This is a genomic window from Mesorhizobium sp. B264B1B, assembly GCF_020165765.1.
Taxonomy (GTDB): domain Bacteria; phylum Pseudomonadota; class Alphaproteobacteria; order Rhizobiales; family Rhizobiaceae; genus Mesorhizobium.
Window position 1 is genome coordinate 130,853 of sequence record NZ_JAIUIS010000014.1, and the last position, 14,926, is coordinate 145,778.

General features: G+C 62.4%; 11 protein-coding genes. 2 read left to right on the top strand and 9 right to left on the bottom strand.

Features of this window, described 5'->3' with window-relative positions; all coding sequences use genetic code 11:
- Window positions 1-69: 69 nt before the first annotated feature.
- Window positions 70-4,128, top strand: coding sequence for a helix-turn-helix domain-containing protein (locus LB547_RS25295; RefSeq protein WP_064993355.1), 4,059 nt, complete (start codon window positions 70-72; stop codon window positions 4,126-4,128).
- Between the two features lie 171 nt (window positions 4,129-4,299).
- Here the strand turns inward: LB547_RS25295 and LB547_RS25300 are convergent, their stop codons facing one another.
- Window positions 4,300-5,946 (bottom strand): MFS transporter, encoded by a 1,647-nt coding sequence (locus LB547_RS25300; protein WP_064993354.1) that lies wholly within the window; start codon window positions 5,944-5,946, stop codon window positions 4,300-4,302.
- Window positions 5,947-6,087: 141 nt separating this feature from the next.
- Between LB547_RS25300 and LB547_RS25305 the strand changes: the two genes are divergently transcribed.
- The gene (locus tag LB547_RS25305) at window positions 6,088-6,276 is read left to right on the top strand and encodes a hypothetical protein (protein ID WP_064993304.1); all 189 of its coding nucleotides are present in this window, start codon (window positions 6,088-6,090) and stop codon (window positions 6,274-6,276) included.
- A 10-nt stretch (window positions 6,277-6,286) separates the two neighbouring features.
- On the opposite strand, the gene LB547_RS25310 is transcribed toward LB547_RS25305, so the two are convergent.
- The 8 genes from LB547_RS25310 to nadA all read right to left on the bottom strand — a co-directional run bounded on the left by LB547_RS25310 (window position 6,287) and on the right by nadA (window position 14,897).
- Window positions 6,287-7,270 carry a beta-ketoacyl-ACP synthase III gene (locus LB547_RS25310; protein ID WP_064993303.1) on the bottom strand — a complete coding sequence of 328 codons (984 nt, stop codon included), beginning with the start codon at window positions 7,268-7,270 and terminating at the stop codon, window positions 6,287-6,289.
- Window positions 7,267-8,532 (bottom strand): adenosylmethionine--8-amino-7-oxononanoate transaminase, encoded by a 1,266-nt coding sequence (locus tag LB547_RS25315; RefSeq protein WP_064993302.1) that lies wholly within the window; start codon window positions 8,530-8,532, stop codon window positions 7,267-7,269. The genes LB547_RS25310 and LB547_RS25315 overlap by 4 nt, the downstream gene beginning before the upstream one ends.
- Entirely contained in the window at window positions 8,532-9,167 is a 636-nt protein-coding gene (gene bioD, locus LB547_RS25320; protein WP_064993301.1) for a dethiobiotin synthase, read from the bottom strand. Before bioD ends, LB547_RS25315 begins: the two co-directional genes overlap by 1 nt.
- Window positions 9,164-10,306, bottom strand: a complete 1,143-nt coding sequence (locus LB547_RS25325) for an 8-amino-7-oxononanoate synthase (RefSeq protein WP_064993300.1) — start codon at window positions 10,304-10,306, stop codon at window positions 9,164-9,166. The genes bioD and LB547_RS25325 overlap by 4 nt, the downstream gene beginning before the upstream one ends.
- Complete coding sequence (bioB, locus tag LB547_RS25330) at window positions 10,303-11,313, bottom strand: biotin synthase BioB (RefSeq protein ID WP_064993299.1); 1,011 nt, start codon at window positions 11,311-11,313, stop codon at window positions 10,303-10,305. The genes LB547_RS25325 and bioB overlap by 4 nt, the downstream gene beginning before the upstream one ends.
- 190 nt (window positions 11,314-11,503) lie before the next feature.
- Window positions 11,504-12,382: a carboxylating nicotinate-nucleotide diphosphorylase gene (gene nadC, locus LB547_RS25335; RefSeq protein WP_064993298.1), complete on the bottom strand. Its 879-nt coding sequence runs from the start codon at window positions 12,380-12,382 to the stop codon at window positions 11,504-11,506.
- Window positions 12,379-13,926 carry an L-aspartate oxidase gene (locus LB547_RS25340; RefSeq protein ID WP_064993297.1) on the bottom strand — a complete coding sequence of 516 codons (1,548 nt, stop codon included), beginning with the start codon at window positions 13,924-13,926 and terminating at the stop codon, window positions 12,379-12,381. The genes nadC and LB547_RS25340 overlap by 4 nt, the downstream gene beginning before the upstream one ends.
- Window positions 13,923-14,897: a quinolinate synthase NadA gene (gene nadA / locus LB547_RS25345; RefSeq protein WP_064993296.1), complete on the bottom strand. Its 975-nt coding sequence runs from the start codon at window positions 14,895-14,897 to the stop codon at window positions 13,923-13,925. Before nadA ends, LB547_RS25340 begins: the two co-directional genes overlap by 4 nt.
- Between the last annotated feature and the right edge of the window lie 29 nt (window positions 14,898-14,926).

The window sequence follows — 14,926 nt, forward strand, 5'->3', positions numbered from 1 at the left end:
AAATTTAGATTTGTCGACAGAAAAGAACAGTTGGGAAAACTCAACTGATGTCATATATTTCATATGACCATGGCGCAACAGGTTTCCCCGCTTGATCTTACCCCAAAGCACGTCCGGGCCGCCCGGGCTCTTTTGGCGTGGTCCCAGCACGACTTGGCCAAGCAAGCCGGCGTGGCGACCTCTACCGTTGCGGATTTCGAGCGGGGTCAACGTATCCCCGTCGCCAACAATGCCCAAGCAATTCGTACGGCGCTCGAAAATGCCGGCATCCGTTTCCTGCCGACGGGTGCGGTAATCGGACCAGCTATCCCGAATATCACCCCGTCCGAGCGAGCAGGCGCACCTATCCGCTGGGTGGATGCGGAAGATCTTTCGGTCTGGGCAAACCGAACAGAAGGCGTGCTGAGCATGCCAACCCTTGTTTCACATCTGATACGCGCTACCGCCGGCACCGCAGTTCACCTCCGCTTTCCAGCTGACGAAGGGGTCCAGCATCCGGGCTGGGACGGACAGACCTACACGGACACAGGAAACTCTTACGTGCCGAAAGGTGAGGCTGGTTGGGAGATCGGAAGCCAGCGTCGCGACATCGAAAGAAAGGTGACCGAGGATTACCGGAAGCGAACCGACGAGCCGGCGCCGTTCGATCCAGCCAATGCTAGCTTTGTGTTCGTCACTCCCCGCCACTGGCCCGGCAAGGATAAATGGGCAAAGGCCCGAGAGGCGGAAGGGCCTTGGGCAAACGTTCGTGTTTATGACGCCGACGACCTTGTCCACTGGATCGAACAAACACCGGTGGTTGGGCTGTGGTTGGCGGTTCGCCTGGGGAAGCGACCGGAGGACACTCGAGAGCTCGAGGAAGTCTGGGAAGAGTGGTCGCTCGCTGCGAAGTGGCCCCTGACCGAGGAGTTGGTCCTAAGTGATCGTGACGAGGAAGCAGCTGACCTTCTCCGCTGGCTTCGCAGCAAGCCATCCGTTTTCTCGCTCCAAGCTACGACCACAGATGAGGTCGTGTCGTTCTTTTACGCAACACTTGCGATGCTCCCGGACGAAGTGAAGGCCGCTTACAAGGCCCGATGCCTGGTGGCGACGACCGCTGCGGCGGCGCGAGCATTGGCAAACGCGCCAGGTCCTCTGATTGTCGTCATGACTGAACCAGACCCCGGCATCGCGCACGCGCTGGCGGGACGCGGCCACTATGTCCTGCAAGCCTATGACGAGCGGCCGATCTCCCGAGGTGACGTCCGTGCCCTACCGCGACCGTCGCGCGAGGGGATCGCTAGCGCTCTGGTTGCCGCTGGCATTGCGCAACCTCGTGCCGAGGCATACGCGCGCGACAGCGCACGCAATTTGGCTGTCCTGCGTCGCCTTATTCCCAGCGCGCCGGGGCGACGGCCACAGTGGGCGGAGGTTAGGCCGCCTCAAGCATTGTTGGCAGCACTTCTCGCGGGCGGCTGGGATGAGGACGCAGAGGCGGATAAGGCACGCCTTGCAGAGCTCGCTGACGAACCATATGACGCAATCGCCCGCGATCTGATGCCTTACGTCGGAAGATTTGACAGCCCACTGCAAAAGATCGGCTCGACCTGGCGTATCGCTTCGCCGCAAGATGCATGGTTCCTGCTTGCGCGGCATTTGACAGGGGTCGACATCAAGCGCTTCGAGGCTGCAGCCCATGCTGTCCTCGGCTCCGTAGATCCGCGGTTCGAGATGGACCCAGACGAGCGCTGGATGGCGAGTGTTCGCGGCGTCCAGCGCGACTATTCGGGAATGTTGCGCCATGGGATCGGACAAGTACTGATCCTGCTTGCTCTGTGGGGCGAGGAGATTAAGACGATACCGGACGCCGCACGCCGTGCTGATCATATTGTCGCGAAGCTGCTGGCGAATGCCACCAAACAGAGATGGTGGTCCCTATCTCGAGACTTCCGATTGTTGGCCGAGGCCTCACCGAGCGCCTTTCTTCGGGCCATCGAGGATAGCCTTGATCTGAACGACCCGCCAATCCGCGCCCTATTCGGCAGAGACGGGGAAGGTGTCTTTGGGGCAGAGCATTTGTCGGATCTTTTGTGGGCGCTCGAGTCCCTGGCCTGGTCGCCAGAGCTCATGCCGAAAGTGACCCATGTCCTGGCTCGGCTGGACGCCATCGACAACCCGCCCGGGCAATACGCGAACCGACCGGCCAACAGTCTCCGCGCGATTCATCTTCTCTGGCTGCCCCAAACCTATGCGACGCTCGACCTGCGGCTTCGGGCGCTCGACCTCATTCGCAAGCACGAGCGAGACGCCGCCTGGAAACTCATGTTGAGCCTGCTACCGCAGGGGCACGACACCTCCATCCCGTCGCCGATGCCGCTGTGGCGTGATTTTACCGTCGATGAAGTCGAGGTGGCTACATGGGCCACCATCGGGCGCGGAGCTGTGGCGATCACGGAGCGTGTGCTCGTCGACGTCGGCCTCGATGCCGCCAGGTGGACCGCGCTGCTCGACCGATTCGCTGACCTTTCACCGGACACGGAAGGTGGGTTCTCTACACTGGAGGCGGCTGAGCCGAGGATTACTAAGCAGATTGACCGCGCAGCAATATGGGCCGCCATGCGCCGTGTCCTCCATCACCATCGGCAATTTCCAGACGCCGAATGGTCCATGCCGAGTCAAGTGCTCGACCGACTTGAGGCGATTTACGAGCGCTTCGCACCCGCTGATCCAATAGAGCGCGTGGCATGGCTCTTTGAACAAGATGCGGGCTTGCCACGGCCTTCGGCCGAAGGTTGGAAGACGAATGAGCGTGAGGTCGATCTAGCGAGGAAAGATGCCGCACACGCCCTGTTCTCCAAAGACGGCATTCCAGCCATCCTCGCGCTCTCCCGCAAGGTTGGCACAGCGGGATACATCGGCAAGGCGCTCTTTGCTGGCGGTCTCTCCGAACCCGATCTCGAAGCGCTGTTGGAGTCGGCAATTCGAAGCGAAGATGCGCATGAGCGTGCTCTTGCCCACGGCCTGATCGTCTCTGCCTTTGCAGAGCGAAAGGAGCCATGGGCAGCTGAGTTGATCGCTAAGGCAACCAGTCGCTCTTGGGGCGACACCGCATTGCTTACGATCCTGCGCGCGCTTCCTGGGCGGCGTTGGACTTGGGACCAGGCTACCAGCGCTGGCGCTGAAATCGAAGAAACGTATTGGCGTCAGACGCCGGTGTTCTGGATGAGCGACGACCGTGACGAGGTCGGTTTCGCGATCCGCAAACTCATCTCCGTTGGTCGCGCGCGTCACGCTCTGCCGCTCGCGGCACGCGACAGCCGAACTGATCTGCTCTCAGATCTTCTCATCGAGGTGCTACTTGAGGCCGTCCGACAGCCGTTCGAGAGCGAGGGCGACAGGAACGAAGCGACGATGTTCCAGCACTACGTCGCCGAAATCCTCCAGGTGCTTGACAAACGTGATGACGTCGACAGCAATGCATTGGTCAAGGTCGAGTGGGCCTATCTACCGATTTTGACTCGCTCGCGCCGTCCGCCCAAGGTGCTTATGAAGGCGCTGTCGGAGCAGCCATCCTTCTTTGTCCAAATACTCAGCGCGGTATTCAAGGCGAGCGAGGAAAGCGGTGTCGTCGACGTTGAGCCGCAGGATCCCGAGCGAGCACGCGCCATCGCCACCCAGGCCTACCGACTTCTTGAGGAATGGGATCGGCTTCCCGGTACAAAAGATGATGGGACGATCGATAACGTTGCTCTTGAGGGGTGGATCAAGGAAGCTCGATCGCTCGCTAAGACCGCCGGCCGAGAAGATATCGCCGACAGTCGCATTGGCAACGTTTTGGCTGCCTCTCCTTTTGGAGCAGACGGCAACTGGCCGGCCGAAGCGGTCCGCGACGCAATCGATCTTTTCCGCAGCAAACCAATGATCAATGGCTTTTTGACCGGTAAGATGAACCGACGTGGCGTAACAATGCGATCGCCGCGCGACGGTGGGGAGCTGGAACGGAAGGAAGCCGCTAAATACCGCGGATGGTCGAATGCGATCTCTTTCGACCATCCGCATACGGCCAAGGCTCTCGACACGCTAGCGGACAATTATGAGGCTCAAGCACATCGCCACGATCAGAGTTCCGAGCGACTGGACTGGGAATGACTGCTGGGTTTCGGGCCTGGGATCGTGTGGCCAATGCTGTTTCACACGCGAACTGCTGTATGCCGAGCTTCTGGTTGGCCGCGCGGAATTCGGAGCTTTTGCAGCAAAGTAGGTCTCTCGGTCCGCCAGAAGCGCCAAAGGCCAGACCCCAATGCTCGACGCGTGGTCACGTCACCTCGGAGGGCGAGAAAAGAGTGTTGGGGAACGGGTACGCGCGGCCTCAGTCGTGCGTTCAATGGAAAGCACTGTGTGAGGAGGATCCTCCCCATCGTGCAGTGACAGGAGATGGTCACCGATTTCCTTATCCGCTGCCGTGAGCCGATGATTCAGGCGAAGAAAGTCCATCCAGGTCGGCGTGCGGAATGTCTCTGTCCAAATCGAAGGCGTTTGAAGATTTCGCTGCAGTGTCCAGTTTCGCGCACCGGCACGGCTCTGAACATGCCGCCTGGCGCGCATGTAGCCCAGAAAGGTCTCGATGTTCTCTTCGGGTATCCGATACTCCACCTTGACCACTATGGGTCCACTTCTGGGCTTCAAGTCGAGTGCCAGCTCCGGCGGGCGAAAATCCGAACTTTCCTGATCCGTTTCCTCCCATGGACCGACCGGTAACAGCATTCCCGCAGCCGCAACCAGCAACAGAGCGCCGGCGGCGCCCTCCAAAGCCCAGCCTAAGGAGTAGTTCTGTGCGACAGTACCCCAGATCCAGCTGCCAGCCGCCATCCCGCCTGCGCTCAAGGCGTAGTAGATCGACAGTGTCCGGCCGACCACCCATCTGGGGCTTGCCAGTTGCACCGACACGTCGATCCCAGTCCAGGTGATGAGCCAACCCGCGCCGCCGAGTGCCAGCGAAACGACCGCCACGGGGACCGATGATGTGAGTGCAAGCGAAAGGCAACATGCCGCACAAGCGACAGAGGCGAAGGACACCAGCCTGTTTTGAGACGTCATCCGCCTTAGAAAGCTATTGCTCATGCCCGCAATGAAAGCACCCATCCCGAAGCCGGCCAGCAAGATGCCGTAGATGATCGGGCCGCTCTTCAGCTGGTCCCGGACAAATAGAGGCAGCAATGCAAGGATGGAGATGCTTGCCAGGCCGAAAAGGGTTGCACGGGCAATCGCTGCCCTGATCTCCAGGGACATCACAGTGAAGCGCACTCCGTCATGAATTGCCATCGTCATGCGTTCACGAGGGAGAGGGGAAGTGCGAACCTTCCATCGTGTGCGCCATATCGCGGTTAGCGGCGCCAGATCACTCAGCGCTGCCAAGGCGAAAGCGGCAAGCGGTCCAAGAAATGCCAGGACCACGCCCCCCAAAGCCGGACCAACGCTGCGTACAATGTTGTATCCTACGGACATGAGGGTGACCGCGGCCGGGATGTCCCTTTTGTGAAGGATATCGCCAACAGATGCGTGCCAGGCCGGATCATTCAAGGCAAAGCCGCAGCCAGCCAGGAAACCCAATGCAAGAATTAGCCATGGACCGGCAAATCCCAGACCCACGGATATCATCAGCGTCGTTGAAGCCAATGCTATCAGGCAGTGCCCCGCAAACATCACCCATCGGCGGCTGAAGTTGTCGGCAATGGCTCCGGCAACGATTGAGAGGAGGAACACCGGCAAGGTGGATGCAGCCTGCACCAGCGCAACCATCAGGTCCGAAGCGGAAATCGTGGCCATCAGCCAGCTGATGGCCACCGTTTGCACGAGCCAACCGAGGCTGGATATTTGTGTGGCGGTCCAGATCGAGCGAAACACCGGGTTTCGAAAGGGAGCGAGCGTTGCTGAGGCAGGCAGATGGGTATTGTTTTCGGACTGCATGATCATTTGATGCCTTCGAGGGGCCGCTTGTTCAATTCTCGGCTGCCGGTGCTGCCGCTACAATATTGATCTATGGACCAGAAGGGCCGGACTTATCGACCAGGACGACTTCGTCGAGGTGAGGAGGGGTGATGAACTCTGTTGGCTCCGCTCTCCCATGCTGGCGCCGACAACCTTCGAAAGACAGCATTGCCGATCGTGCTGATCGACAGAATCATCTGCAACTTTGATCGCTCTGGCCTGACCACGCCAGCGCCCATGAAGCTTGTCGGCGACCATTTTTTCGTGCGCCCGTTCGTTCGTGTCATCGGTGACGGATCCTGTGCATGACCGCGTACGGCTAAATTCCTATGACGAGTGCGCCTCCGCTGAGACCGGCACCGGCCGCGGCAAGAAGAATCTTTTCGCCTGGCCGAAACGGCTGCGCCCGATGCGAAAGCGAGAGCGAGAGTGGGATCGTCGCGGCCGAAGAGTTGCCGTAATCGGCAATCGTCTTGACAATTGCTTCATCCGCTATGCCCAGATTCCTGCCGACCGCATCGAAGATCCGGGCATTGGCCTGGTGCGGCACGAAACGATCGATGTGTTGCGGCGGCATTCGGGCGGCCGTGAGCGCACCTCTCGAGCAGTCAGTCATCATCTCTACAGCCCTGGCGAACACTTCACGCCCGTCACTGATGGTCATACGGGTTTGCTCGAGGTCCAGCTCGCCATGAAACGGCGTGTTGCTGCCGCCGGCGGGAATCTGAATCAGCCCGTAGCGCGAGCCGTCCGAGGCCATCGCCGCGCCGAGAATGCCTCCGTCCGGCTCTTTGCACGGGGCAACCACCACCGCGCCGGCGGCATCCGCAAACAACACCGCGCTTGCGCGCTCGGCCGGATTGATGCGGCGGCTGAGGATATTGGCGGCAATCACCAGGCTCGCTTTGCCATGGAGGCGGGTGAACCCATCCGCCAACATCAAGGCATAGATGAAGCCGGCGCAGGCACCCGTCAGGTCAATCGCACCGGCGCGGTCGAGCCCGAGCCGGTGGGCCACCAGCGGCGCGCTCGGTGGCAGGAGATGGTCGGGCGTGGACGTGGCCAGCAACAGCAGGCCGATATCGTCACGGTCGACACCGGCATTCGCCAGCGCCATGTCGCCGGCGCGCGTGGCAAGGCCCGATAATGTGTCTTCGCCCGTTGCCCAGAAGCGCGACCGTATCCCGGTGCGCCGCTCGATCCAGCCGGGTTCGAGCCCGAGACGACCTTCGATTTCCGCGTTATTGACCTTGCGCGCCGGCGCGTGATGACCGAAACCGACGATGCGCGACGACCGGATCATGATCGCGAACCGAAGCGTTCGCCGGCCTCCTCTATGGCGTCATAGAGCCCGTCCAGTTCGTCGCCGGTGATGCAATAGGGCGGCAAAAGATAGAGGACATTTCCGAGCGGGCGCACCAGCATGCCACGTTCGAGGAAAAAAGCGCGCAGTTTCGGCCCGATCTCCGCCAGATATCCGGCCGAGCCGGTGCGCAGATCGAGGGCTAGGATCGTGCCGTTTGCTCGGCCCTCGGCGAAGAAGGGATTGTTTTGGAAGCGTTGCAGGCCATCGGCCTGTCTCGCACTTAAGGCCGCAATCCGCTTGGCGACCGGCTCGCACCGCCAGACCTCGACATTGGCAAGCGCGGCCGCGCAGGCGATCGGATTGGCGGTGTAGGAACTTGAGTGGAAAAAGGTCTTCTTTCGGTCCACGCAGTAGTGGGCCTCGAAGATGGCATCGCTGGCGAGCGTGGCTGCCAGCGGGACGGCGCCGCCAGTCAAGCCCTTCGAGGTGCACAATATGTCCGGTGAGATCGATGCCTGCTCGCAGGCGAACATGGTTCCGGTGCGCCCCCAGCCGGTCATCACTTCGTCGGCGATCAAGAGCGTGCCGGACGCTTCAGCGATCCGCTTCAATTCCGCCAGCACCCAGGCCGGATACATCAGCATGCCGCCGGCGCCAAGCACGAGCGGCTCGATGATCAGCGCGGCGGCGCGGCGGTCAAGAGACAGGGTCTCGAAACGATCCAGCGTTTCCTGCTCCCGCCCCGCGGCCGGAAAAGGAATGGTGTCGACCTCGAACAACAGCGGTTCGTAGGCGGCATTGAACACGCCCCGGGCGCCGACGCTCATCGTGCCGATCGTGTCGCCATGATAGCTGTGTTCCATGGCGACGATGCGCGAGCGCGGCGCGCCTGTGTTGCGGAAATAGCCGAGCGCCATCTTCAGTGCGACTTCAACGCTCGTGGAGCCGCTGTCGGAATAAAAGACCCAGTCGAGGCCTGGCGGCACCATTTCGATCAGCGCCGACGCCAATTGCTCTGCCGGCTCATGGGTGAGGCCGGCGAAGATCACCTGGTCAAGCATCTCGGTCGCAATCCGGATCGCTTCCATGATCCGTGGCTGGCGGTGCCCGTGAGTGACCACCCACCAGGAGGAGATTGCGTCGAGGATACGCCTTCCGTCATTCGTCTCCAGCCAAGCTCCGTCGGTGCGGACGACGGACAGCATGGGCGGCTCGATCGCGTGCTGGGTGAAGGGATGCCAGACGCGCGACCGCGGCATCACTCGCCTCCAGCCATCTGCGCAAGGTCGAAGCTTGCAAACATCGCCTTTCTCAGAGTTTCGCTCGTGAGCGGAGCGAGGTGTGGCAGTCTGCCGAGCTGACGCACCGCGCCCAACTCGGTGATTGTCTTTTGCGTATCGGCCGCCTCTTCACCGATGAAGACAACGCCGATCAGCGGGATCGAGCGAGCCCGCAGGGCTTCGATCGACAGCAGGCTGTGGTTGATCGTGCCGAGTTCAGTGCGGGCGCACAGGATCACCGGCAGCCGCCATTCAGCGAAGATGTCAATGAATCTTGTCTGTCGATTGATCGGCACCATCAGTCCGCCAGCGCCTTCGATGACGAGCGGTGTGGGCAGGACCGGAAATGAAAGATCGGCAGGCTCGATCGAGACACCGTCGATTTCGGCTGAACGGTGCGGCGACAAGGGGCTCCTCAAGCGGTGGGCCTCCGGCAGCACCCGCCCCGATGGCAGGCCAGCGAGCCGTTCGACCACCTCACTGTCGGTCTCACCTTCGAGACCCGATTGGACCGGCTTCCAGTAGAAGCCGTCGAGCAGACCTGCGAGCCCCGCGGCGAAAACGGTTTTGCCAATTCCCGTATCGGTTCCCGTGACGACGATGCGCTTGCTCATGCCGTGGTGGCCAATACTTCGGCAAGCGTCTCGACCATGACGCGAATGTCAGCCTTGCCCACGTTGAGCGTCAGCGAAATGCGCAGCCGCGAGGTACCCTCCGGCACCGCCGGCGGACGAATGCCGCGTAAGTCGAAGCCGCGAGCCTGCAGAGCCGCCGCGACAGCCATGGTGCGCGCCACGTCCCCAATGACAAATGGGTGGATCTGCGAACCGCTGGGCTTGGCTCCGCAATGCTCGGCCAGTTGCCGGCTTGCGAAGGCAACGTGCTCGTGCAAATCAACGCGGCGCATCGGCTCGTCGACCAGCATTGCGAGCGCTTCGCGCGCAGCCACTGCCATCAGCGGCGATGGTGCGGTGGCGTAGATAAACGGACGGCAGCGATTGACAATATAGTCGCACAGCACTCGCGGCCCGGTGACGAGCGCGCCCGATGCGCCGAGTGCCTTGCCGCATGTATGGAGAGCCACGATGTTGTCGCGGCCCTCGAACGCGGCGGCCAGCCCGCGGCCCCCCGGTCCCCAGACACCTGTGGCATGTGCCTCGTCGACCAGTATGAAGGCCTCGTGCCGATCGGCAAGCTCAACCAGGCTCTCCATCGGCGCGCAGTCGCCATCCATGCTGTAGAGGCTTTCAACGCCGATCCAGATGCGGCCAATGCCGCCTTCGGCGCGCCAGCGCCTGATCGCGTCCTCAAAAGCATCAATGTCATTGTGTGCCACCAGCCTGAACTCGGCGCGTCCTGCCCGGGCCCCTTCATGCATGCTGGCATGGGCGAGTTCATCGAGGATCAACAGGTCGCCCTTCTTCACCAGGGTGCTCAGGAGGGCGAAGTTGGCCATGTAGCCGCTGCCGAAGAACAGCGCCCGTTCGGCCCCGAAGAACGCGGCAGCATCTGACTCCAGCGCCTCATGCTCCGGCGCGTTGCCGCGCAGAAGCCGCGATCCGGTAGCGCCCACAGGGGTGCCCCGCTCGATTGCCGCCGCGACTGCATCGCCAAGTCTCTTGAAGGCAGCAAGCCCGAGATAATCGTTGGACGAGAAGTCGAGCCCGACCCGCGGCGCCAGTGCGCGCAGCCGGTCCTTGCGTGCCAACCCCTGCAAGGTTGCTTCAAAGCGGGCGAGCGGTGGCTCGTTCATTTCGCCTCGCCTCGCATCGGTTCGATGCCCAGACGTCTAAATAGACGAGTATCCTTGTCCTCTCCGGGATTGTCCGCAGTCAGCAGCGTGTCGCCGACAAAAATGGAATTGGCGCCGGCAAAGAAGCACAGCGCCTGGGTCTCGTCGCTCATCGCCGTCCTGCCGGCGGAGAGCCTTACATCAGACTTCGGCATCATGATCCGGGCGAGCGCAATGGTGCGGATGAAATCGATCGGATCGATGGGTTCGGCATCGGCGAGCGGCGTCCCCCTGATGGGGATCAGCATGTTGATCGGCACGCTTTCGGGCGGCTCGGGCAGGTTCGCCAGCGTCACCAGCATGTCCATGCGATCGGCCTTTTCCTCTCCCATCCCGACAATGCCGCCGCAGCAGACCTTGATCCCAGCCTCGCGCACGCGCCCAAGCGTTTCCAGCCGGTCGGCAAAGGTCCTGGTCGAAACGACCTTGCCGTAATAGCGCGCAGAGGTGTCGATGTTGTGGTTGTAGTAGTCGAGACCGGCCGCCTTCAGGCGCTGCGCCTGGCTGAGGTCGAGCATGCCGAGAGTCATGCAGGTCTCCAGGCCGAGCGCCTTCACGCCTTCGATCATGGCGAGCACGGCGTCCATGTCGCGCTCCTTCGGACTGCGCCAGGCAGCGCCCATGCAATAGCGGGTTGCGCCAGCATCTCGTGCCTTGGTCGCCTCCTCGACGACATGTTTGACCTCCATCAGCTTCGAGGCCTTCAGGCCGGTTTGGTGATGCGCAGACTGGCTGCAATAGCCGCAATCCTCCGGGCATCCGCCGGTCTTGATGCTGAGAAGCCGCGACAGCTGCACCCGGTTGCGATCGAAGTTCTGGCGATGGACCGTCTGCGCCAAGAAGAGCAGATCGTTGAACGGCATTCCGTATATAGCCTCGGCCTCTTTGCGGCTCCATCGGGCTAGTGCTGCCTCCATCGACTGCGTGGCAAAGTCCGAGTCGCACTCCTCGTTCATTTCCGTTGTCATCGTCAAAGCCTCTATTGCCGATCAGCGAGCGCACTCACCAGTCCGTCGAGTGGGAGCCCCTTCCGATTGGCTCGTCGGTGGGCGCAATATTGGGATCCGGAAGTAATGAAGGGTGAGCCGCATGAAGCGTGCTCTTTCGCGCCTTTTGGTGCGCGCAGCCCGAGCACGTTGCTCCCCATTGTGTTTCCCGTTAGTTCAAATGAGTGCTGATGTTCCCGCGAGTTGGCATGTCCAGGCCGATGTCGAGAATGGGCGCGCTGTGTGTCAGCCATCCGACCGAGATGAGATCAACACCCGTCGCAGCAATCGCCGGTGCCATTTTCGGTGTCACCCGGCCGGAAGCCTCCGTGACGGCGCGGCCCCCAACCATTGCCACGGCGCGGGCAAGGTCCTCAACCGACATGTTGTCGAGCAACACCGCGTCGACCCCCAGCGTGAGCGCTGTATCGAGCTGCTCGAGGGTCTCGACCTCGACCTCGATCTTCACCATGTGCCCCGCGGCAGCGCGCGCCCGCTCTATTGTCGTGCGAATGTCGCCGGCGATCGCGATGTGGTTGTCCTTGATCAGGAAGGCGTCGTCGAGCCCGAAGCGGTGATTGGCGCCGCCGCCGACGCGTACCGCATATTTCTCCAGCGCGCGCAGGCCGGGCGTCGTCTTTCGCGTGCACACGATCCTCGCCTTGTGGCCACGCACGGCTTCGACCATCGCTGCCGTGGCAGTGGCAATGCCGCTTAGATGACACAGAAAATTGAGCGCCGTGCGCTCGGCGGTGAGCAGGCCCCGCGCCGGTCCGCACAGCATGGCGATGATTTCGCCCCCCGCGACATCGCTGCCGTCAACTCTCCAGATTTGCATGTCGATCGCAGGTTCGACGAGCATGAAGGCGAAGGCGGCCAGATCGAGCCCGGCAACGATCCCCGTTTGTCGCGACTTCAGCACCAACGTGGCGGTGCGATCGCGCGGGATCACGGCCTCGCTGGTCAGATCGCCGCATCTGCCCAGGTCTTCGAGAAGAGCACCGCGCACGATCGGTTCGATCAGGGTTGAGGGAAGCGGTGAGAATTTCATGTCAGGGTACTCCGCATCGGCGCTCGCCAGCTGAGTGCGACGGCGGTCTGTATTGCGCTGCGCAGTGTCAGTCGTGACTGGCGCGCATCTGCATCGCGTCCGGCGAAATCGGAACGATAGTGCGAGCCGCGGCTCTCTTCGCGCCGCAGAGCCGCAATGGCGATCATCAGCGCGACCATGGCGGGGTCAGACGCCGCGCTGTCGTGAGCTGCAACCGGCAACAGGGTAGCCACCCCGTCGCGTAGCGTCTCGCCGTCGCGGACGATGCCGAGCGCGGCGGAGACGATTGGACGGATGCCGGAGGCGTCCGGCCGTTGAGGCACGAATGCCGAACACACGCGTGGTCGCCGGGTGTGTGATGCGTCGGCGACGCTTTCAGCAACCCAGCTCGCCGTCACCACTGCTTCGATAAGCGAGTTGCTGGCGAGCCGGTTCGCGCCGTGCAGACCCGTGCAAGCGACCTCGCCGCATGCCCACAGTCCCTCGATGGAGCTGCGGCCCGCAGCGTCTACTGCAACACCGCCCATGTGATAATGTGCGGCCGGGCGCACCGGGATCAGGTCGGTCGCCGGATCGATGCCGGCCTGGCGGCACAAATCGGCGATCGCCGGAAAGCGCTTGTCAAATCTGGGACCCAGACATTGCCTGGCGTCAAGAAACACACGGCGTCCGAGAGCGAGTTGGCGCCAAACCGCGCGCGCAACCACGTCGCGAGGCGCAAGCTCGCCCCCTGGGGTATCACCCAGGAAACGCTCTCCCTGCTCGTCGACGAGCACAGCACCCTCGCCACGCACCGCCTCGCTCACCAGCGGCATCGGCCGCCGCGGGCCCTCGAGGGCGGTCGGGTGGAATTGCACGAATTCCAGGTCGGCGAACTCCGCCCCGGCACAAGCGGCGAGCGCGAGCCCCTGTCCACATGAGCCAGGCGGGTTTGTCGTCTCGCTGAACAAGGCGCCGATGCCGCCGGTCGCCAGCACCGCGCGGCGCGTTGGCAAGGCGATTGCGCCCGTGCACCCGGCCGCGACCACGGCGATGATCGCCCCGTCTTCCACGACAAGCCGGCGGGCCTCGACGTTTTCCAGGACAGTGATGGAGGCTGTGCGCCGTGCTGCCGCGACCAGCGCGCGCACCAGTTCGCGACCGGTGGCATCGCCCGCCGCATGCACGATCCGCCGCTGCGAGTGCGCCGCCTCGAGCCCCAGCCGCAAGGCGCCATCAGCGCGTCGGTCGAATGCGACTCCAAACCGCTCTAGAGTCCTGATCGCTTCAGGTGCAGCTCGGACCACTCGCCGCACCGTTGCCTCGTCGCAGAGGCCGTCGCCGGCCGCCAGGGTGTCACAAAGATGAAGTTCGGGACTGTCTTCGCCGCCGACACTTGCAGCAAGACCGCCTTGGGCGAGCTCGCTGCAGGCTCCGGTTCCCAGCCCCGCATTAGATAGAAGCACAACCGGTTCCGGCGCCAGATGGAGCGCGGTCATCAGGCCTGCCAAACCAGAGCCGATGATCACCGGTGCCCCGCCAATGTCATGAACGTCGAGGCTCATATGGAAAGCATTCGCTCGACTGAGTGGCGCGCGCGCTCTGCAATCCCGGCGGCGATCCGAACCTCATGCCGGTTCTCTTCGAGCGCGGCGCGGATGTTGGCCAAGGTGATGCGCTTCATGTGCGGGCAGAGATTGCAAGGGCGGATGAACTCGATTTCGGGATGCGCGACCGCGACATTGTCGCTCATCGAACATTCGGTCAGCAGGACGACGCGCGCTGGTTTCTCCCGCTCGACATAATCCAACATGGCCGCAGTCGAGCCGGAGAATTCCGCTTGTGTGACAATCTCGGGCGGGCATTCTGGATGGGCGAGCACGATGACCCCAGGATGTGCATCGCGCAATTCCCGGATGTCGGTCGACGTGAAGCGCTCATGCACTTCGCAGTGGCCCTTCCAGGCGATGATCTCGACATCCGTGTCCGCCGCAACGTTTATCGCCAGGTATTGATCGGGCACCATGATCACGCGCGGCACGCCGAGAGATTCCACCACCGCGCGGGCATTGCCCGAGGTGCAGCAGATGTCCGACTCCGCTTTTACCGCTGCCGAAGTGTTGACGTAGGTGACAACCGGGACCCCCGGATAGCGCTGCCGTAGCTGCCGCACGTCCTCTGCCGTGATGGATTCGGCCAGCGAGCAACCGGCGCGGAGGTCCGGAATGAGGACCATCTTGTTAGGATTGAGCAGCTTGGCCGTCTCGGCCATGAAATGCACGCCGGCAACCACGATGACCTGCGCCTCGACCGTGGCCGCCTTGCGGGCCAGTGCGAGGCTGTCGCCGACGATGTCGGCCACGCAATGGAAGATCTCCGGCGTTTGGTAGTTGTGCGCAAGGATGACCGCGTTTCGATCGCGCTTCAGCGCAAGGATGGCTTCAAGGTCGTCGGTAAACGCCGGCCATTCGACTGGCGGAATCACCCGCCGGACGCGCTCGTACAGGGACGCAGCCGTAGGTAACGCCCCAGTCATCAGCGCCTCCGCTTATATTCGATCTGACA